The sequence below is a fragment of the Haloplanus sp. GCM10025708 genome, from assembly GCF_042663985.1.
Classification (GTDB): domain Archaea; phylum Halobacteriota; class Halobacteria; order Halobacteriales; family Haloferacaceae; genus Salinirarus; species Salinirarus marinus.
In genome coordinates this window covers 1,524,461-1,544,219 of record NZ_JBHSZA010000011.1, presented here as the reverse complement: position 1 = coordinate 1,544,219, position 19,759 = coordinate 1,524,461, and the positions used below count along the sequence as shown (strand labels likewise).

17 protein-coding genes and 7 pseudogenes are annotated in these 19,759 nt (G+C 66.5%); 9 read left to right on the top strand and 15 right to left on the bottom strand.

The genetic code is table 11. The features are described from left to right. From ACFQJD_RS11620 to ACFQJD_RS11610, 3 genes and pseudogenes are all read left to right on the top strand, one after another. Positions 1-1,479 carry an electron transfer flavoprotein subunit alpha/FixB family protein gene (locus ACFQJD_RS11620; RefSeq protein ID WP_379798386.1) on the top strand — a complete coding sequence of 493 codons (1,479 nt, stop codon included), beginning with the start codon at positions 1-3 and terminating at the stop codon, positions 1,477-1,479. Further along, positions 1,472-3,131, top strand: a pseudogene (locus ACFQJD_RS11615) (FAD-dependent monooxygenase); the annotation flags it as partial. The gene ACFQJD_RS11620 and the pseudogene ACFQJD_RS11615, both read left to right, overlap by 8 nt. Before the next feature lie 406 nt (positions 3,132-3,537). Continuing rightward, positions 3,538-4,269, top strand: a complete 732-nt coding sequence (locus ACFQJD_RS11610; RefSeq protein ID WP_379798385.1) for a GNAT family N-acetyltransferase — start codon at positions 3,538-3,540, stop codon at positions 4,267-4,269. Here ACFQJD_RS11610 and ACFQJD_RS11605 read toward each other — a convergent pair. Then, positions 4,264-4,428 carry a hypothetical protein gene (locus ACFQJD_RS11605; RefSeq protein ID WP_379798383.1) on the bottom strand — a complete coding sequence of 55 codons (165 nt, stop codon included), beginning with the start codon at positions 4,426-4,428 and terminating at the stop codon, positions 4,264-4,266. The genes ACFQJD_RS11610 and ACFQJD_RS11605 overlap by 6 nt on opposite strands. Before the next feature lie 22 nt (positions 4,429-4,450). After that, a pseudogene (gene tmcA, locus ACFQJD_RS11600) lies at positions 4,451-6,681 on the bottom strand (tRNA(Met) cytidine acetyltransferase TmcA). 215 nt (positions 6,682-6,896) lie between these two features. Here tmcA and rpl7ae point away from each other — a divergent pair. The 6 genes and pseudogenes from rpl7ae to ACFQJD_RS11570 all read left to right on the top strand — a co-directional run bounded on the left by rpl7ae (position 6,897) and on the right by ACFQJD_RS11570 (position 9,993). Continuing rightward, entirely contained in the window at positions 6,897-7,259 is a 363-nt protein-coding gene (rpl7ae, locus tag ACFQJD_RS11595; RefSeq protein ID WP_379798381.1) for a 50S ribosomal protein L7Ae, read from the top strand. 6 nt (positions 7,260-7,265) lie between these two features. Next, positions 7,266-7,490 carry a 30S ribosomal protein S28e gene (locus ACFQJD_RS11590; protein WP_379798379.1) on the top strand — a complete coding sequence of 75 codons (225 nt, stop codon included), beginning with the start codon at positions 7,266-7,268 and terminating at the stop codon, positions 7,488-7,490. Next, the gene (locus ACFQJD_RS11585) at positions 7,490-7,687 is read left to right on the top strand and encodes a 50S ribosomal protein L24e (RefSeq protein ID WP_379798377.1); all 198 of its coding nucleotides are present in this window, start codon (positions 7,490-7,492) and stop codon (positions 7,685-7,687) included. Before ACFQJD_RS11590 ends, ACFQJD_RS11585 begins: the two co-directional genes overlap by 1 nt. Next, positions 7,684-8,148, top strand: a complete 465-nt coding sequence (gene ndk, locus ACFQJD_RS11580) for a nucleoside-diphosphate kinase (RefSeq protein WP_379798375.1) — start codon at positions 7,684-7,686, stop codon at positions 8,146-8,148. The genes ACFQJD_RS11585 and ndk overlap by 4 nt, the downstream gene beginning before the upstream one ends. Positions 8,149-8,282: 134 nt before the next feature. Further along, a pseudogene (locus ACFQJD_RS11575) lies at positions 8,283-9,676 on the top strand (selenium-binding protein SBP56-related protein). Beyond that, positions 9,677-9,993: pseudogene (locus ACFQJD_RS11570) on the top strand (2Fe-2S iron-sulfur cluster-binding protein). On the opposite strand, the gene ACFQJD_RS11565 reads toward ACFQJD_RS11570, so the two are convergent. The 13 genes and pseudogenes from ACFQJD_RS11565 to ACFQJD_RS11505 form a co-directional block, all read right to left on the bottom strand. Continuing rightward, a complete protein-coding gene (locus ACFQJD_RS11565) occupies positions 9,994-10,947 on the bottom strand; it encodes a ribose 1,5-bisphosphate isomerase (protein WP_379798373.1) in 954 nt (317 codons plus the stop codon). A gap of 60 nt (positions 10,948-11,007) precedes the next feature. Next, positions 11,008-12,069, bottom strand: coding sequence for a methionine synthase (locus tag ACFQJD_RS11560; protein WP_379798371.1), 1,062 nt, complete (start codon positions 12,067-12,069; stop codon positions 11,008-11,010). Continuing rightward, positions 12,066-13,060: pseudogene (locus ACFQJD_RS11555) on the bottom strand (5-methyltetrahydropteroyltriglutamate--homocysteine methyltransferase). Before ACFQJD_RS11555 ends, ACFQJD_RS11560 begins: the two are co-directional and overlap by 4 nt. Positions 13,061-13,119: 59 nt before the next feature. Beyond that, positions 13,120-13,659 (bottom strand): annotated as a pseudogene (locus tag ACFQJD_RS11550) (HemK2/MTQ2 family protein methyltransferase); the annotation flags it as partial. 21 nt (positions 13,660-13,680) lie between these two features. Beyond that, complete coding sequence (locus tag ACFQJD_RS11545; protein WP_379798369.1) at positions 13,681-14,811, bottom strand: mechanosensitive ion channel family protein; 1,131 nt, start codon at positions 14,809-14,811, stop codon at positions 13,681-13,683. Beyond that, a pseudogene (locus tag ACFQJD_RS11540) lies at positions 14,804-15,678 on the bottom strand (16S ribosomal RNA methyltransferase A). Before ACFQJD_RS11540 ends, ACFQJD_RS11545 begins: the two are co-directional and overlap by 8 nt. A gap of 38 nt (positions 15,679-15,716) precedes the next feature. Next, positions 15,717-16,316 (bottom strand): DUF655 domain-containing protein, encoded by a 600-nt coding sequence (locus ACFQJD_RS11535; protein WP_379798366.1) that lies wholly within the window; start codon positions 16,314-16,316, stop codon positions 15,717-15,719. A 41-nt stretch (positions 16,317-16,357) separates the two neighbouring features. Further along, positions 16,358-16,714 (bottom strand): RNA polymerase Rpb4 family protein, encoded by a 357-nt coding sequence (locus ACFQJD_RS11530; RefSeq protein WP_379798364.1) that lies wholly within the window; start codon positions 16,712-16,714, stop codon positions 16,358-16,360. 1 nt (position 16,715) lies between these two features. After that, entirely contained in the window at positions 16,716-17,006 is a 291-nt protein-coding gene (locus tag ACFQJD_RS11525; RefSeq protein WP_379798362.1) for a 50S ribosomal protein L21e, read from the bottom strand. Positions 17,007-17,102: 96 nt separating this feature from the next. Then, positions 17,103-17,369, bottom strand: coding sequence for an elongation factor 1-beta (locus ACFQJD_RS11520; RefSeq protein ID WP_379798359.1), 267 nt, complete (start codon positions 17,367-17,369; stop codon positions 17,103-17,105). 2 nt (positions 17,370-17,371) lie between these two features. Then, a complete protein-coding gene (locus ACFQJD_RS11515) occupies positions 17,372-17,551 on the bottom strand; it encodes an HVO_2753 family zinc finger protein (protein WP_379798357.1) in 180 nt (59 codons plus the stop codon). A gap of 390 nt (positions 17,552-17,941) precedes the next feature. Further along, complete coding sequence (locus ACFQJD_RS11510; RefSeq protein WP_379798355.1) at positions 17,942-18,610, bottom strand: PH domain-containing protein; 669 nt, start codon at positions 18,608-18,610, stop codon at positions 17,942-17,944. After that, the gene (locus ACFQJD_RS11505; RefSeq protein ID WP_379798353.1) at positions 18,607-19,248 is read right to left on the bottom strand and encodes a PH domain-containing protein; all 642 of its coding nucleotides are present in this window, start codon (positions 19,246-19,248) and stop codon (positions 18,607-18,609) included. Before ACFQJD_RS11505 ends, ACFQJD_RS11510 begins: the two co-directional genes overlap by 4 nt. Between the last annotated feature and the right edge of the window lie 511 nt (positions 19,249-19,759).

Here is a 19,759-nt window from a genome sequence, read left to right as displayed (position 1 = left end):
GTGGCGGAACTCGGCAACGCCGTCCAGAACGTCGACGAGGTGGAAACCCTCGAAGCCATCCTGGACGCCGAGGAGTCGGGCGAGAACCGCGAGACGGCCAAGAACCTCATACAGAGTCGCATCGAATCGGTGAGCGGGGGCGAGCGCGAGGAGGCGGAGGCGGCCGTCCCGCCCGAGGAGAAACACCCCGACCTCGACCACCCGACGGCCGACAAGCGCCACGTCCGCGCGCTGGAAGACGGCACCTACGGCGACATGTGGGTCTACTGCGAGACGCAAGCGGGAGCGCTGATCGACGTCTCGCGGGAGATGCTCGGGAAGGCCCGCGAACTGATCGACGGCTACAACGACGACTACGACGCGGACGAACGCGTCGTGGCCGTCCTCGTCGGCGACGACGTCGAGAAACACGCCGAGGAGTGCATCGCCTGCGGCGCGGACGTCGTCGTCTACCACGAGGACGACCGACTCGATCGCTTCCAGCACAAGGCCTACACCGAGATCTTCTGCGACATGGCGCGGTGGGGCGGCGACCCGGGCGAGGGGAACCCCGGCGAGGCCGACTGGCGCGACTACGACGAACCGCGCTACGTCGTCTTCCCGGCGACGAACAACGGCCGCGACCTGTCGGCGCAGGTGCAAGCCGAACTCGACAGCGGTCTCGCCTCGGACTGTTCGGGCCTGTTCATCGAGGACGCGGTCATCTCGAACCCGGTCAAGACGGGACAGCCGGGGACGAACAAGACGTTCGAGCGCGTCCTGCACATGAAGCGCCCGGACTTCAGCGGCTTCGAGTACTCGACCATCCTCTGTCTGGACAACCCCAACCGGGAGTTCCACCCGCAGGGGGCGTCGGTCATCCCCGGGAGTTTCGAGCTCCCCGACCCGGACCCCGACCTCGAGGGCGAGGTGGTCGAACACGACGTCGCCCTCGACGACGGCTGGTTCCGCGTCGAGGTGACGGAGTTCGACCAACTGGAGGCGGGCGTCGACCTGACCGGCCACGACGTCATCGTCGCCATGGGCCGGGGCATCGGCGCGGATCCGACTCGCGGGATGGAGCTGGCCGTCGACCTCGCGGACTGCTTCGAGGACGCCGAAATCGGCGTCACCCGCGGTATCGTCACCGGGTCGTACAACTTCGAGGGCCACGTCGAACAGTACACCCAGGAGGAACGACAGATCGGAGAGACGGGACAGGTCGTCGAACCCGACCTCTACGTCGCCGCGGGCATCTCGGGGGCCGTCCAGCACAAAGTCGGGATGGACGAGTCCGACACCATCGTCGCCATCAACACCGACCCCGAGGCGCGCATCCGCGACTTCTCGGATTACTTCATAGAGGGCGACCTCTTCGAGGTGTTGCCGCGTCTCATCGACGCTATCGAGACGGGCGAATTGGACCTCGGTGCGGTGACGGACGGCGGACGCGACGCGAGCGAAACGACTGCGAGCGACGAAGGTGATACCCATGAGTGACGAACACGAACATTACGAAGCGGTGGTCGTCGGCGCGGGGCCGGGCGGTGCGGCGGCGGCGGCGGCCCTGGCGAACTACGGCGTCGAAACGCTCGTCCTCGAACGCGGTGTGGACGCGGGGTCGAAGAACGTCTCCGGCGGCCTCATCTACGCCGAGGAGTCGGCACCCTACACCATCGACGACCTGTTCCCCGACTTCCGCGAGGAAGCGAGCGAACGCCCGGTGACTGAGTATTACCTCCACAACGTCGCCGGCGACAAGGTCAAGACGGTGGACATCACCGACCTGCACGAACACGACACCGAGTGGTCGGATTCGGTCCTCCGCCGGCGGATGGACTCGTGGCTGGCCGAACGCGTCCACGAGATGACCCGCGAGACGGGGGCGGCCTCCTGACGGACGTGCGGGTCAACGGTCTCCTGCGCGAGGGCGGCGAGATCGTCGGCGTCACCTGCGACGAGGTCGACCCCATCAGGGCGGACCTGGTCGTCGCCGCCGACGGCGTCAACTCCGAACTCGCCCGCGACGCCGGCCTGATGGACTGGGAGGACCCCGAGGAGTGGTTCCAGGGCGTCAAGGCGGTGGTCGACATGCCCCCGAAGTCGTCGCCGACCGGTTCGACGTCGGCGAGGACGAGGGCGTCGCCCACCTGTTCTCGGGCGACCTGTTCGAGGACGTGCGCGGCGGCGGCTTCCTCTACACCAACGAGGATTCCGTCTCCATCGGGACGGTGTTCCACCTCAACAGCCTCGTCGCCGAACGGGCCGAACCCCACGAACTGCTGGACGCCCTGCTCACTCACCCCCTCCTCGCGCAGTGGTTGGGCGACGACTACGAGGAGCGCGAATATTCGGCGAAGCTCGTCCCCGACTCGAAGAAGGTGGCGCTGAAAGAACCCCACGAGGGTCGGCTGGTCGTCGTCGGCGACGCCGCCGGACAGATGCAGGCACAGGGGCCCATCATCAAGGGGATGAACCACGCGGTGTCGGCGGGGGCGCTGGCCGCCGAGGCGTTCGCGGAGGCGAAATCCCGCGACGACCCATCGTCGGCCGGACGGCGGTACGCGAAGAAACTCCGCTCGGAGGGCGTCATGAAGAAACTCCGGCCGCCCCAGTACCGCGCCGTGAGCGCCCTCGGCGAGCGCGACGCGGTGACGAACGTCGTCGACGGCGTGCTCACCTCCGGGGTGGGCCGCACTGCCATCAAGGCGCTCTCGGGACAACTCGACCGGCTGTTCGGGTCGCCGTTCCTGACGTCGATGGTGCCGGACACCCGAACCTCGTACGTGACGCTCCCGACGATCATCGCGGAGGAACTCGGGACGCCGGTTCGCGAGGAGAGCACCGTCGAACCGCCGACGCTCGCCGACCGCATCGGCGACCTCACCTACGACACCGACATCGGCAACCCGCACATCAGGCTGGTGGACAACTCCGTCGACGCCAGCGGCGCGGCCGTCTCGGCGTGTCCGGTCAGCGCACAGGACTTCGGCGGCGGCTGTTACCGCGAGGAGACGGTGACGTCGAACGGCGACGAGGAACGCGTCGTGAGCCTCGACACGCAGCCCTGCGTCGAATGCGGCACCTGCGCCGTCGTCGCCGACACCGAGTGGGAGCATCCGCGCGGCGGGAAAGGCGTCGAGTTCCGCGAGGATGAGCCGGTTCGAGGAGCGCGTGCGGTCGCTGGCGGCCGAGGCCCACGAGGAACGCGAATCGTTCGACCCTCCGGAGTCACCGCCCGCGCCGGACCGGGCGCTCGACTACCTCCAGGAGGGCCTCGCTCCCGTCCTCTCGCTCTACATCGAGTCGCGGACGGGCGACTACGTCGCCTTCTCGGAGGCCGAGTGGGTGCTCCTCGAACGGGCGCTGAACGGCTGGCTGGAGTGTTACGCCCGCTGTTACGGCGTCGCCATCGACGCCGAGTTCTCGGTGCGCGAGGCCGCCGAACTCCTCGTCGAGACGCACGACTTGCGCGACACCGCGCAGTTGCTCACGCGCGTCCCCGAACGGGGGAGGCGACGAAGAGTTAAGTGGCATTGCTGTGTGACATCATGGGACATGGAGCTCACCGACGACCTGGAGTTCGACAACGAGGACCGGAAGGACATCTACGCGTACGTCGAACGGCACGGGACGGTACGCGAAAACGAGGTCAGGCGGGCGCTCAACCTCGATCCGGAGGCGTTCGGTAGCCACGTCACCATTCTCCGGCGCGACGGCTACCTCCGGAAAGACAACAAGAAGCTACAGGTCGCCTATCAGGCCGAAGACGAGGAGACACACGAGGTAGACGGCACTACCTACACGATCCGGGCGGCGTCTCAGCGCGACCTGTCGGGTCTCATCGACGTCATCCGCGAGGTGGCCGAGGAGGGGACGTACATCGAGGCGGAGACGGTGGCCAATCTCATCGACCACGAGGAGGTGGTCCTCCGGCACACCGAAGTCCGGTCGCGGATGGTCTTCGTCGCCTGCGTCGACGAGGCGGTGGTCGGGTGGGTCCATCTCGACCTGCCGGAAGCGGAGAAACTCGCCCACACCGCAGTGTTGACCGTCGGGCTCCTGTCCGAGTACCGCGGTCACGGCATCGGGAGTGCGCTCCTCGAACGCGGCGTCCGGTGGGCGCGAGACCACGACTACGAGAAACTGTACAACAGCATTCCGGCGACCAACGACGCGGCCATCGGCTTTCTCGAGGCCCACGGTTGGGAGACCGAAGCGGTCCGCAGCGACCACTACAAGATAGCGGGGGAGTACGCCGACGAGGTGATGATGGCCGACTTCCTATAGCCACGCGTCCTCGGCCCCGTCGAGGGGTTCGGCGACGACACCCTCCTGTCGGGCGATGGCGCGGGCGTGTGCCGGGCAGACGTCTCTGTCCGCCTCCCACGGGACGTACACCCGGACGGCCGCGGGGCGGTCACAGTCGTCCTCCGCACACTGCTCCATACCCGCCTCTCGTTGCTCCGTCCTAATCGGTGTATCGCCCGCGTTCGGCGCGTGCGTACTCGTCGCCGTAGCGATCGACCAGCGGCTGGAACGCCTCGCCGAGCGCGCGCATGCACTGTCGCGTCGACACGTAGTCGAGTTCGCCGGCGACGACGTCCCACGGCGCGGCCTGCAGGGGTTTCCGGACGAGCAGTCGCTCCTGACGGGGCGCGAGTTCGACGTCGCCGTCGAGGAGGTGGGCCAGGGCGAGTCGCCGGAACGCGCCGGGCGAGGTGTCGTACAGCCCCGGGCCGTAGGCGGCCCCGACGACGACGCGCCACTCGTGGGCGGTCAACGCGACGTCGACTCGCCCGGCCGTCCCCGCGAGGGCGGCCCGAACCACGTCGGGGTCGGCGTCGTCGAGGGCGTCGAGGAGCACGTCGGCTACGCGGTTTCGGAACCAGCGGGCGTGTCGGTCGTGGAGCGCCCATCCCGCGTCGCTCGTCGGCCGGAGCAGCAGCGCGGAGTACTCGCCGCTGGTCGCGTTGCGGGTCGTCGAGAGGTGTATCGTCCGGTAGTCGTTGCGCCGCCAGAAACGGAGGAGGCGCTGCGTCGCGCCGAAACCGACGCCGAGCCAGTCCACCCGGTCGGCTACGCCGTCGTGAACCCGGTCGAGGAGGCGGGAGCCGAGGCCGGTCGAGCGAACGGCGTGGTGGGTCGCGATGCGGAGGACGCGGTAGCCGACGGGGGCCGCGGCGACCGGGTCGCGCAACTGACTCGTCAGTACGTCCGGGAGCATGTTGCCGCGGACGCGAGCGCCCGTGTACATCTCCGCTCTCCGTTCCGCCGAGAGGCCGCCCTCGCGGGCGAGCAGCGCAACCGAGACGACCCAGCCGTCGTGTTCGAGGACGCGGAGTTCGACGTTCGGTGCGTCCAGCAGTCGGGCCAGATCGTCCGGCTCGGTCCGGTAGTGTGCGAGGACGAGGAGGCCGAACACCTCGCGGAGCAACTCCTCGTCCTCGACCAGCTCCGCGCCCGAAACCGCGCGATAGGTCGTCGTTTCGGGCGTCGCGTCGGCGACGACCTGGTCGACCGCCGGGCGGGCGTCGAGCAACAGCGCCCGGAACGCCCACACCTCGACCGGATCTCCCGGGGCGTACCGGATGGGTTCGTCCATCCGCACTTCGGCGACGTCGACGTCGCTCTCGACGAGCCGGTCGCGAAACCGGACGGAGAAGCCGCGGCCGGCCCCTCGTAGCCGTGGACGGTCGTACAGAACCCGGCGGCGGGGGCGTCGAGGAACCGCGCGAGGAGTCGAACCGGGAGCGCCGCCGCCTCGTCGACGAGGACGACGTCCGGATCGTCGGGGAGGTCGGCGGCGGTCGGTGGCTCTTCGAACCGGATTCGGCCGCCGGCGTCGGTCTGTAGGCGGCGGTCGTCCGCGCCGTCGCCGGCGACCGTATCGAGCGCCGCCAGCGTCTCGCGGGCGCGGGCGAACACCTCGCTCGCGTTTCGGAACTGTGGCGCGGTGACGAGGACGTCCCGTCCGTCGGCGGCGAGACAGGCGGCGGCGATGCCGGCGGCGCTCGATTTGCCCCGGCCCCGATCGGCCTCGACGACGACGGCCCGCCCCGGTTCCCGGAGGCGTTCGAGGGCGGCGACGGCCTCGGCCTGGTCGGTCGTGAGACACGCCTCGTAGGCGGCGTCGGGGAAGGTGCGGTCGGGCGGGAGGTCGACCCGGCGGTCGGTCGTCGCGGGCGGCGGGTCCGTCGTTCCGTCTCGTTCGACCGTCTCGCCGTCGACGTCGACGACGGCGACGCCGGGATGCGTGCGGAGCGTTTCGACCAGTCGCGCCCGGAAGCGGCCGGTCACGTCGTCGACGTCGAAGGGCGGGACGGCGAGCGTCGCATCGAAGTTGCCGCGGCGGGCGGGCCAGTCGTCGAGCGGCGGCGTCAGGAGGAGGAGGAGGCCGCCGCCGTCCACCGCGCCGACGACGCGGCCGAGGGCGTTCGGCGAGAACGCCTCGTGGGCGTCGAGGACGACGGCCTCTCGGGTCGTCCCGAGGAGTCGACCGGCGTGATCCGGGTGGAGGCAGTCGTCTCCGGCGTCGGAACGAGTCGTGACGAACGCCGCGTCGGCGACGTCCGCGGCGTCGACGACGGTGTGCGCGGCCGCGAGGCCGGTGTCGCGATCGCCCGCGAGGACGACGAGGCGGCGTTCGTTCGCCCGCGTCGCCTCCGCGCGGAGCGTGGCGGCCAGTCCCGCGAGGTCCATGGCCGTGATTTCGTCGCCCGACGCAAGGACCTTTCTCTCCGGAATCGCTCGCCACCCGTGTGTCGACCTCGCACGGCGTCTCGGCTTTGAAAGCGCTTTTATGGGGAGAACTGCTACTGATCCGTACACCCTGTCCGGGGTTGATGATGCTCCCCGCCATCAGGGACCGGCCATCTGGTGGGGGGCGCGAGCCCACGGAGAGGAGAGGAAACACCATGTCAGTTTACGTCAACTACGATGTACCAGCGGATCTCGCGGAGAGCGCGCTCGAAGCGCTCGAAATCGCGCGAGACACGGGCACAGTCAAGAAAGGAACCAACGAGACGACCAAGGCCGTCGAGCGAGGCAACGCGGAACTCGTCCTCATCGCCGAGGACGTGAGCCCGGAGGAGATCGTGATGCATCTGCCGGAACTCGCCGACGAGAAAGGCATCCCCTACGTCTTCATCCAGACCCAGGACGACCTCGGCCACGCCGCCGGCCTCGAAGTCGGCAGCGCCGCCGCCGCCATCGTCGACGCCGGCGACGCGGACGACCAGGTCGAGGACATCGCCACCAAGGTCGAGGACCTGCAGTAAGCGACCATGAGTGCCGAAGAAGGAGCCAGCGACTCGACGTCCGCCGAGGTCATCGAGATCGTTGGCAAGACCGGGATGCATGGCGAGGCCATGCAGGTCAAATGTCGAATCCGAGAAGGATCGAATCAGGGTCGAATCATCACTCGAAACGTGCTGGGGCCCGTCCGCGAGGGCGACATCCTCCAGCTGCGCGAGACCCAGCGCGACGCCGACTCCATCGGAGGGCAATAATGGTCGAGAAACGCACCTGTGACTTCAGCGGCGACGAAATCGAACCCGGTACGGGGACGATGTTCGTCCGTACCGACGGAACCATCCTCCACTTCAAAGATTCGAAGGCCGAGAAGAACTACTTCCTCGGCCGCGAACCGCGCGACCTGGAGTGGACACGAGAGGGCCAGCGACAGGGCGGCGAGGCCGAGGAATGAGCGACCACGAACGCACCTTCGTGATGGTCAAACCCGACGGCGTCCAGCGCGGCCTCGTCGGAGACATCGTCTCCCGATTCGAGGACCGCGGGCTGAAACTCGTCGGCGCGAAGTTCATGCAGATCTCCGACGAACTCGCCCACGAACATTACGGCGAACACGAGGGCAAGCCCTTCTTCGAGGGGCTCGTCGAGTTCATCACCTCGGGCCCCGTCATGGCGATGGTCTGGGAGGGACAGGACGCCACGCGGCAGGTCCGCCGCATGATGGGTGAGACCGATCCCGCCGACTCCGACCCCGGAACCATCCGCGGCGACTACGGACTCGACCTCGGCCGGAACGTCATTCACGGCTCCGACCACGAGGACCCCGGCGCGAACGAGCGAGAGATCGACCTCTTTTTCGACGAGGACGAACTGCTCGATTACGAACGCGTCGACGAAGGCTGGCTCTACGAATAAGCGACCGACGCCGCCACTTTTACGCGCGGTAGCTCTCGAGGATTTCTCTGTCGTTCGCGTCGCTACCGCCCCGTCCGTCGTATCAGAGACACATCACTATCTTTCATTATGGATGCTCACCAACAGTACTCGCCATGAGCGATACCGAATCCTCGGCGGATGCTCACGAGCATCACCACGACCACCACGAGGGACCGGGATACGCGACGCCGGCCGAGATGCGGACCGAATCGACCCGCGAGAAGACGGCGTTCGTGATGGCCCCTCGGGTCGGGATGGACGTCGACGGGCCGGACTTCGTCGGCGTCGTCGACGTCGACCCCGACTCGCCGACGTACAGTGAACTCGTCGACACCGTCGAGATGCCGAACCGCGGCGACGAACTCCACCACTTCGGCTGGAACGCCTGCTCGTCGTCCTGTCACGCCGAGGGCCTCGCCCGGGACCACCTCGTCGTCCCCGGTCAGCGCTCCTCGCGCATTCACGTCCTCGACGCCGAGGACCCGCGCGACCCGACTATCGAGAAAGTCATCGAACCCGAGGCGGTGTTCGAATACGATCTGTCTGCGCCCCACACCGTCCACTGCGTGCCCGAGGAAGGTCATCATCAGTATGCTGGGCAACGCCGACGGCGAACTCCCCGGCGGCTTCCTCCAGCTCGACCAGACGGATTTCTCCATCGACGGCCGCTGGGAGGCCGACCGGGGCGAGATGGAGATGAACTACGACTACTGGTATCAGCCGCGTCACGGCGTGATGGTCTCCAGCGAGTGGGCCGCCCCGAGACGTACTACCCCGGCTTCGACCTGGCGGACGTGGAGTCGGGGAAATACGGCGACAGCATCCACATCTGGGACTGGGAGAGCCGCGAACACGTCCAGACGCTCGAATTCGGCGAGGCGGGGCGGATTCCCCTCGAAGTCAGGATGAGCCACAACCCCGAGGAGACCCAGGGATACGTCGGGGCGGCGCTCACCTCGAACGTAATTCGGTTCTACGAAGACGCCGACGGCGTCTGGGACTGGGACGTCGTCATCGACGAGGAGGCCCGCGACCACCCCGACTGGGAGATGCCGGTGCCGCCGCTCATCACCGACCTCCTTCTGTCGCTCGACGACCAGTATCTCTTCTTTTCCAACTGGCTCCACGGCGACGTCCGGATGTACGACGTGAGCGACAGCGCGAATCCACGGTTGGTCGACCGGGTGTGGGCCGGCGGCAACTTCGGCGACCGGCAGACGGTCGGGGAAAGGACGTCCGCGGCGCGCCCCAGATGCTCCAGCTCAGCCGCGATGGGCGACGGCTCTACTGGACCACCTCGCTGTTCTCCTCGTGGGACGACCAGTTCTACCCCGAACTCGGCGAGGAAGGGTCGCTGATGCTGAAAGCGGACGTCTACCCGGAGGAGGGCCGGATGGAACTCGACGAGGAGTTCGTCGTCGACTTCGGCGAGGCACCCGGCGGCCCCGCCCGCGCCCACGAGATCCGCTGGCCCGGCGGCGACTGCACCAGCGACGTCTGGCAGTAGATGTCCGTCCACGAGGTGACGCTCCGCCGTCGCGACGGCGGGGAGCTCCCTCCGCGTCGCTGCCGACGAAACGATTCTCGTCGCCGCCGAACGCGACGGCGTCTCCTCCCCTTCGGCTGTCGCTACGGCGCGTGTGGGACCTGTACCGGCCGCCTCCTCGACGGCCGTCTCGCCCACGCCGAACCCCGCGCGCGCTGAAAGACCGCCACCTCGACGCCGGCTACGTCCTGCTCTGTGTCGCCGAACCCCGTTCGGACTGCCGAATCGAGGTCGGCGCGAGCGTGCAGGCCGATCTCGTGTCGAATCCGTGGAAGTGATTACGCTTTCCAGACCGGTTCGACGCCCTCGCCGAACAGTTCGCGCATCAGGCCGACGACGCCCTGGGGCGGGAACTGTCCGCGCTCGGTGACGACGGCGTCGACGTAGCGCGGCGGCGTCACGTCGAACGCCGGATTCGCCACGTCGACGTCGCCGAGTTCGGCCCGCGTCTCCGCGTCGATCACCTCCGACTCGTCGCGGTGCTCGATGGGAACCGTCTCGCCCGTCAGCGTCCCGGGATGGAGTTTGATGGTCCCCGCGGCGACGACGACCGGCGTGTCGCGGTCGCGGGCGTTGACCGCGAGGCCGCTCGTTCCGATCTTGTTGACGACGCTCCCGTCGGCGGCGACGCTGTCCGCGCCGACGAGGACGTGGTCGACGTCGTTGAGATACTGCCGAGCGGCCCCGTCGACGACGAGCGTCACGGACACTCCGAGATCCGAGAGCGCCTTCGCCGTGATGTGGCCCTGTTTCAGCGGTCGGGTCTCCTTGACGACGGCCGAGAGCTCTTTCCCCTGGTCGACGGCCGTCTCGATGCACGCCATCACGGCCGTCGAGTGGCAGTGGGTCATGACGGCGTCGCCGTCCGACAGGCGGTTCGCGCCGACGGTCCCGAGGTCGTCCCGTGCGGTTTCGAGGTCGGCACGGAACGACTCGACGCCGGCGACGACGCTCTCGCGGAGTTCCGCGACCGTCTCTCCGCCCATCTCCGAGAGGACGGACCGGAGGGCGTTCGGGAGACTCACGGCCGTCGGTCGCGTCGCTTCGAGACGCCGGGCCGCTTCGTACATCGCCTCCCGGAACGCGTCGGGCGCGTCGGCGTCACCCTCGACGGCCTGCGTTCGGAGGGCGCGGGCGGTGGCGTCGGCGATCGTCGCCGCGCCGCGGATCTCCATGGATTCGATGGCCGCACACGTCTCCTCGACGTCGGGGTGGATGGCTTCGGTGCCCATGGCTCGCTCGTAAGCCCCGCACGCAGAAGGGGGTTCGGTCGGGCGTCGAAACGGCGTCTCTCAGGCCGCGTCCGAACGGAGCGCCTCGGCGTCGAGTTCGCCCGAGTCGAGTTCGGCCTCGATTTCGCGCGTCGCCTGTACCATGTTCGCCAACTTCTGGTAGGCGACTTCGCGAGGCAGGAGCTTCACGCCGCAGTCGGGGGAGACGGTGAGTCGCTCCGGCGGGACGATCTTGAGACCCTCCTCGATGTTCCCTTTGATCTCCTCGACGGACTCCACGTCGGCGGTGTGGACGTCGACGACGCCGAGCGCGAGGTCCATCGTGAATTCGGGGTCGGTGAAGACGTCGACCTGTTCGTAGCCGCCGTTGCAGAGTTCGACGTCGAACTCGTCGATGGGGTAGTCGAGCAGTTCGGGGTAGATCCGGGAGTAGTCGCCGTAACAGACGTGCAGGCCGATGCGCACGTCGTCGTCGATGTCGGCGACGATCCGTTCGAGACACTCGCCGACGATGGCGTGGTCGTCGGGCGTCGTCGCCAGCGCGGGTTCGTCGATTTGGATGTAGCGTGCGCCCGCGTCGACGAGTTTCTCTATCTCCTCGTTCACGAGGTCCGCGAGGGCGTAGGAGAGTTCCTCGTCGGAGTCGTAGGCCTCGTTGAACGACCAGCGCGCGAGCGTGTACGGGCCCGTGATGGGGACTTTCACCGGCTTGGCGGCGGCGCTGGTGGTGAACTCGAACTCGTCGACCAGCCACGGCTCCTCGTAGCTCACTTCCTCGACGACGGAGGGTTTGTCGAAGTAGTTGTGTCCCCACACTTTGACGGGGCCGTTGAACTCGTAGCCCTCGATGCGATGGGCGAAGTACTCGACCATCTCGTTGCGGCGCATCTCGCCGTCGCAGACGGTGTCGAGGCCGGCGCGTTCGTGTTCGTCGACGATGACGCGACAGGCGTCGTCGTGGGCCTCCTTCAGGTGCTCCTCGGTGAACTTCGACTCCTCGTCTTCGGCCAGATCCGAGACGCGGTTGAGCCACTTCGGCTTCGGGTAGCTGCCGACCACCGAGGTCAGGAGGAAGTGGTCGTTCTCGTGGTCCTCGGGACGGAACTGCTCGCGGGTGCTCATGCGTTCACCTCCGTCGCCGCGGCGTCGCCGAGCGACTCCAGTTTCGCCTCGTACTTGTTGACCGGCAGGTAGAACAGTTCGGTGTTCGAGGTGACGTACGTCCGATCGAACGTCTGTGAGGGGATTTGGCCCTGTATCCATTCGACGCGTTCGGCGATGGTCTCCGGGCTCTCGACCAGCGTGTTCTGGCCGTCGACGAGGCCGAGGGCGACGTCGTCTTTCGTGCCGTACTCGGTGATGTTGTACAGCGATCGGTCCTGTTCGGTCACGAAGTCGAAGCCGATGGCGTCGACGTCGGCGTCCATCAGGTGCGCGTAGACCTTCTCCTCCAGCGCGCCCCAGTACGTCTGGACGACGACGTCGGCGTCGGTCGCGGCCGCGACGCGGTCGATGGCCTCGCTCGCGCGTACGTCCGCGCCTTCGCCGGGCGGGTTTTCGACGAGCGAGGGTTCGAGCAGGAAGAGCGTCTCGTGGTCGGGGAACGCCTCGATCTCGACCGCGAGGAAGTCCGCGACCGCGGAGAGGAAGTCGGCGTCGTCGCCGTAGAACTCGTCGGTCGCGAGGTCCGCGAGGGAGTACGGACCGGGGAGGACCGCCTGCAGGCCCTCGTCGGCGACGTCGGCGAGGGCCTCCAGCTCCCGCCCGACGTCGCCGGAGAAGGTGAGCTCGTCCCGTACCTGCGGGTCGCGATAGAAGTTGTTGTTGTCGTAGTAGCGGACGATGCCGCCCGTCTCGACGTTCTCGTGGACGGTCAGCGGGTGGGCCAGCATGTCGTCCCAGCGGAGTTGCCCTCGACGACTCGGTCGAGGCCGGCGTCTTCCTGCGTCTGGACGACTTCGCGTCGGGCGCGGTCGTAGACGCCGACGACGGATTCGTCCTCGTCGCCGCTGATGAGGTCACCTTTCTGGTGGCCCTTCAGGTCGGATAGCTCGTCTTTCGCCCAGTCGGGTAGAGGATACAGTCCGGGTGTCGTGGCGACCAGTTCGGTCATCGGTACGACGTTCGTAATGACGTCGCTTAATATTTGCTAAAGGGAAATATGTTCAGTGGTTATTCGAGGAGGAGGATCGAGAGCGTCTCGAAGGGGTACGACTCCTGGCGCACCTCCTCGACGGCGAACCCTTCGCTTTCGGCGCGTTCGACTACCTCGTCGAAGCCGGTGAGGCTACTGACGAGGACGAGGACGCGCCCGTCGGGTGCGAGGACGCGCCCGACGGAGTCGAGAAACGGATCGAGGACGGCCCGGCCGCTCTCGCCGCCCGAGAGGGCGCGCTCCATCCAGTCGCCCCACTCGTTCTCGGGGTCGGTCGGGAGGTACGGCGGATTGAAACAGACGGTGTCGAAGGCGTCGTCGCGGAAGGGAGCGACGAGGTCCGTCCGGACGACGTCGAGACCCCGGTCTCGCGCCTCCCGGCAGGCGTGGGGATTGACGTCGCTCGCGACGACGCGGGCGTCCGTCTCCGTGGCGACCTGTTCGGCGACCCACCCCGACCCCGTGCCGACTTCGAGCGTCAGGCCGCGGGCGTGCTCGACGGCGGCGTCCGCGAGGAGTCGGGAGTCCTCGGCCGGCTGGTAGACGGCCGTCTCGACCCCGACGGTCGGCGAGGTCCGTCACTCGCCGTCGCCTCCGCCGTCGCTGCCGCCGTCGGCGGTGGCCGTCGTCTCGCGTCGCCCCGCTACCGAGAAGCCGCCCTCCTCCGGCCGGGCCATCAGTTCTCGCTGCGGGAACGGGATCTTGATGCCCTCGGACTCGAAGGCCGCTTTCACCGCTTCGATGGCCCGTGTCCGGGCGCGCCACTGCCGGCGGGCGCTGGGGTTGTCGATCCAGAACCGGACGCCGAGGACGACGGCCGAGTCGGCGAACCGCTTCATCACCACCTGCGGCGCGGGGACGGGCATGATGCCGTCGACGTCCTCGACGGTGTCGAGCGCGATGTCGGCGGCCCGACGGGGGTCGTCGTCGTAGTCGACGCCCACCTCGACCTCGATGCGGAGTCGCCCCTTCCGCGTCCGGTTGGTGATGGCGTGCCCGGAGACGGTGTCGTTGGGGAGGATCACGTACTCGCCGTCGAACGTCTGGATGCGCGTGTTGACGATGGTGATTTCGGTGACGATACCCTCCTGGTCGCCGACTTCCACCCAGTCGCCGATTTCGAACGGCCGCGAGAACATCAGGACGAACCCCGCCAGCACCGCGCCGAGGGTCTGTCGCGCGGCCATGCCGATGATGATGCCGAGAAAGCCCGCCCCGACGAGGAGGCTGCCGAGGTCCTTCGTGAACAGGCCGACGATGACGAGGACGGCGACGGTGTAGAGCGACACCTGCGTCAGCCGATAGAGGATCTCGCGTTCGTGTTCGCTGATGGCGTTGCGCGACCCCGTCACCTCGCCGATGACTCGGCCGATGAAACTCGTCAGGGCGTACGTCCCCGCGAGGATGACACCCGAGAGCAGGAGTTTTCCGGCGAGGTTCTCCAGGCCGAGGCTCGCGAGCGAGGCCCGGAGCGGCCCGACGAGGTTCCAGAGGTAGACGAGGGCGACGACGCCCGCCCCGGTCACGAGCGACACGCCCGCCGACACCGACACCCGAAGCGCCGACCGGCCGCCCGCGTCGGTGCTCGACTGCCACCGGCCGGCGAGATATCTGACGGCGACGACGACGGCGACGAACGCGAGCGTGAGCGCCGTGCGGATCGCGACCGACTGCGGCGGGGACGGGATCGCCTGGAGGACGTCAGCCATCACCCTCACCCCGCCCGTGGACGGCAGCGAGGCGCGCGAGTTCGGCGAATTCGTCGGGGGCGAGGTCGCCCGCACGCCGCCGGAGGTACTCCTCGTCGGCGGCGTCGACGACGGCGTCCGGGTCCGCCAGTCCCGAGATGTGTGCCGTGTTGCGGATGCCGTTTCTGACGGTCTTGCGGCGCTGGGTGAAGACGGCTTTCACGAACCTGAGGAAAAACTCCTCGTCGTCGACGACGTAGTCCGGATCGCGGGGCGTCGTCCGGACGACGGCGCTCTCGACGGCCGGCGGCGGCGAGAACGCCTCCGGGGGACGATTTCGACCACCTCCACGTCGGCGTAGTGTTGAGCGCCCACGGACAGCCGACCGTACTCGCTCGTCCCGGGCTCGGCCGACATCCGCTCGGCGAACTCGCGCTGGAACATCAACACCGCGGGGCGCTTCAGCGGTAACAGCCGGAACGCGATCTCGCTGGAGACGCCGTACGGGAGATTCGAGACGCAAGCCGAGAAGTCGGGAAGCGTCAGTTCGAGGGCGTCGCCTTCGAGGACGTCGAGTCGCCCGGCGTCGACGTCGGCGGCGAACTCCTCCCGGAGGAACGCCGCCAGCGCCCGGTCGCGTTCGACGACGGTCACGCGGTCGGCGACCCGGAGCAGGCGGTCCGTGAGCGCCCCGGTCCCACCGCCGATTTCGAGGACGTGGCTCGCGTCGGCGTCGTCGGGGAGATACGTCGGGACCCGGTCGAGGACCCGGTCGTCGACGAGGAAATGCTGGTCGCGGTCGGGGTCGCCGCGGACGCCCGCCCGGCGGATGAGGCGGTCGGGGTCGCGTCGGTCCCGCGAGCGAGTGGCTGGGTCCGACTCGGTCATTACCGTCGGTAGCAGGCCGACGGGTGTAAACCTCCCGCTTAAACGTCGGCCTCGCGCCCCACGAACGTCCGGTATTTCAGGTCCTCGTCCCGGAGTTCCTCCATGATGCGGTCGACGAGTATCTCCTTTGGCTTGTGGAGCCCCGACACGCGCTCTTCGAGGTCCTCGAAGTCCGCGAACGGTTTCCGCTTTCGCTCGTCGAGGATGTTGTTCCGGAGTTTCTTCCCGATGCCGGGGAGGAGGTTCAACTGGTGGAGGCGGAGCGTGATCGGCTGGGCCTCGTTGTAAAACTCCACGAAGCGGTCCGCCTGTTCGTCGACGATGTCCTCGACGACGTAATCCAGCTCCGACCGAGCGCCGTTGGAGATGTCCTCGTACTCGACGTCGCGCAGCCGCTCGACGGCGTCGCGTTCGGACTCGGGCTCGATGACGACCCGGTCGCCGATGGTCACGTCCGCGTCGTCGGCCATCGTCAGCTCGAGAAGCCGGAACTCCACCTCGCCGAGAGCGTACGCGAGCGGCGATTTCTGGTACTGGGGCCGTTCGTCGTCCGGTTGGCCGTGCGGGAGATAGTCGAGGATGACGGCGTACGTCCGGTCGGTATCGTCCCCGGATTCGTCGCTCTCGGCGGGAGCCATATCGTTACCCTACGGTAACCAGCTACTTAAAAATCGCCCGACTACGCGTATTTTGCGACGACGTTGAGTATCTCGTCGAGTTCGTCGCCGTCGAGGGCGTACCGCTGTTTGGCGAAGACGGTCCGGAGTTCGTTCCGGTCTTGGGGGAGCAGGTCGGCGATCTTGAACGCCGTCGGCTCGTCTACCTTCTCCAGTTCCAGCAGGTCCTCCACGAGTTCGCGCGACTCGGCCGCGTCGAGGAAGGCGAACGTGTTGACGTGGTCGATGGCGCGGGCGAGTTCGTAGCGCATCTCGCGCTCCTCGTCCGCCGCGCGTTCGGCTTCCACTTCCTCGAGGAGGTCCTTGACCTCCGACGTGGTGAGAAACTCCTCGTCGACTTTCTCTTTGAAGATCGTCATCTCACTGCTGGGCGCTCAGGTGCGCCGGCCGCGTGATGACGGTCTTGGTCTTCGATCCGTCGGTGATCTCGACCTTGAAGGCGCGGCCCTGTTTCCCGGTGACTTCGCCGGTCAGCCCGTTGAAGCGGGGATGGAACCGCCCGTCGGGAACGCTCGGATCGAGCTTGAGATGTACCTTCTGGCCTTCGTCGTACTCCTGAATCGCCCGCTGGGGCGGAGATGTACCGCGATCGCGCGGTTTGTTCGAGAGCTTCCCTCGCGTCCCCTTCAGCGGCCCGTTTGAACTCGGCATGGTCGTACGGGCCAGTAGTTCGCTTTCGATTATAAATGGTGCGTTCCGTCGCGGGGACGAGACGACCTCACACGGACGGCGAAACGCCGGCGTCGATCAGATGCGGCCGACGTTCTCGACGGAGACGCTCTCGACGCCGTCGACGCCGAGGAACGACTCTTCGACGGCTTCCGTCCCGCCGGCGTCGTCGGGGACGATGACCGTCGGGAGGAGGGCGACCAGCCCGAACGCCACTTCGTCACGCTCGAAGCCGTTGATCTTCGCGCCCTCGGGGAGCGCGTCCTCGAGCCGTTCTTGGAGTTCGTCGAGGTCGATCTCCGGGCTCTGGGGCATGACCTTGACTTTGGCGGCGACTTTCCCCATCGTTAGGGCCCCCGGAACCCGCAGTCGGGACACTCATAGAGGTTGCTCTGCTTGCGGCATTTCGCACAGCGGTACACTTGCCGACCGCATTCGGGGCATTTGAACGACGCCGCGCTCATGCCCGAGATGTTGATGCCACAGGAGATACACTGGCGCTCCTGTCGCTGTTCTGCGTTGCTCATACCGATAACACCCCGTCACGACTTTTAATCGTTGTCTTTCGACCCGGCGCTACCCCTCGCGTCTCACGCGTCGGCGGCGCATCTACACACCTACCGCCAACGGGCCGACGAGGACCCCATCAAGGGTGTATGAACGGCTAATACTCTACTGCGCTCGTATCCACTGAATCGTCGGTAAGATCGCCCTCGTGAACGCCTCCCGGTATGTTCTGCTCATACAGCCTCGGGTGTCGATAAGATAGCATGGTCGTGCTGAATACGGGGCGCATACGTCGCACGCGTCGATCGCGACAGCAACGACGGTCCACGAGAGGGGCAGGCGGTTCGGAAACGACCGGCCGGCCGCTCCCGATTCGTGCACCGACTACGAACCTATCGACGCCGAGATTGTCAGCGCGGTGTGTCCTCGTCGGGAGAGACGCTTTCGGCCTTGGACTCCGACTCGTCGCGTAGTCGTTGCTCTATGCGCTCCATGGCTTGCCGGGTGGCGCGGAGTTCTTCGATTAGTTCGTCCATTCCCTCGGTCGTGGGGGCGGTTGCTCCCGCCTGTTCGTCGCCCGTCGCTTTCGACTGCCGGGCGGTGGTGGAGTACTCGTTGCTCAGGCTGGTTATCGTTTCCCTGACATCGCGAGCGTTTTTGATGTTTCGGAGGCTGATTTCGGCTCCGGAACTGCCAGCCGTACTGATATCGATGCTCCCGAAGCCAAACTGCTTCCCCCAGAAGGACTGGCTGTACTCCGTGTTCTGGATCTTGTCGAGAGCGACGCTCTCGATGTTCGTACTCAGGACGCCTTTCTTGACGTACAGAGACTTGTTGGTTACCACGTAGTCGGTGTTCTTGATCGAGAACCAAGAGAAAGGGAGCGTGAGAAGGATGAGAAAGCCGATGAGAACGACGGTGAGGATCAGACCCCAGACGGCCGTCCCGACGATGCTAATCGGGACGGGTTCGCCGATCCACTGGATCTGTTCGTCGTCTTCGAGCGAAAGCCACTCGGGAACCTCGTATTCGGTCTGTGTCGATGCGGCGACGTCGGGTGGGGTGGTCTCGTCGGTCATACGTCTGTTAGGTGGTGTTCGATGGTCTCTGTGGCTTCGCGCAGTTGTTGTGCTTCGTCGACGAGGGTTTGGATCGTCTCGGGGTCGACACTACTCCGACGCTGCCCAGATCTGTCCGGCTCCCGATCGCGGGCCTGTGTCATCTTCGTTCGGAGTTCGGTGCGAAGTTCGTCGGGATTGTCCAAATCCTCGATCGCCATCTCGACCCCACCCCCGCCAGCCGTGCTAATGAGAATCGTGCCGTAATCGAAGATTTTCCCGGTGAAATCCTTCTTCAACTGCGTGTTCTGGATATTCTCTAACCTGATGCGGGTGACGTTCTCCGACCAGACACCGGTCTTCTTGTAGACGTTCTTATCGGTGAGGAGGTAATCGGTGTTTTTCGTCCGTAAGTACGCCTGTACCGGCCCGATAGCCTGGAGCAACGTCCACAGGACGGCGACTCCCCACACAGCCCGATTCGGGAGTGGGAGATCGACGCTCAGGACGCTCGTGAGAGCAAATGCAGCCACGAAAGCCGCTATCGACCAGAACGCGGACGTTGCGACGTTCGAGATGATTCGGCGCACTCGCGGTTTCCCCGCCCAGACGACTTCCTCATCCGGATCAAGTGTAAGCCATTCAGGGTTTGGTACCATACCAACCCAAAGAATATCATGGGACTAATCAATTATGCCCGACAGAATTCACTAGCCCAGTAGAACTCGGCTGCATAGACTTGAACGGGAATTTCGTATCGCTCACGCAATTTCTGACAGCAGTCGCGCAGGTCGAGAGTAACCAGGCTGCACACACCGCGCATATTCAGCACCGTCGCCGCTCCGACCGAGCATGGGGTTGAAGGCAAGTACAGAGTGTTCACATACCGCCATCCCCTGGTTGGCTCTTCTCCGGTGTCTACTAAGACGTAGGCCAGGACGGCAAGCCCTGTGGCGACCAGTATGCGGTCGGGGCTCGATAGAAAAACTGTGACAGTTCCGCAGGGGTAGTGCTGGTTTGAATGAGGCGACCGAACGCCGGCCCGGCTGTGATGGCGAGGTACCCCGATATTCGGTTGTTCAGTGCCGGGGAGATATCCACACTGCACAGCTGATTCAGCAGGGAGAATCTGAAGGAAACGAACCCGTTGTCCTGACTACACCCGCTCTA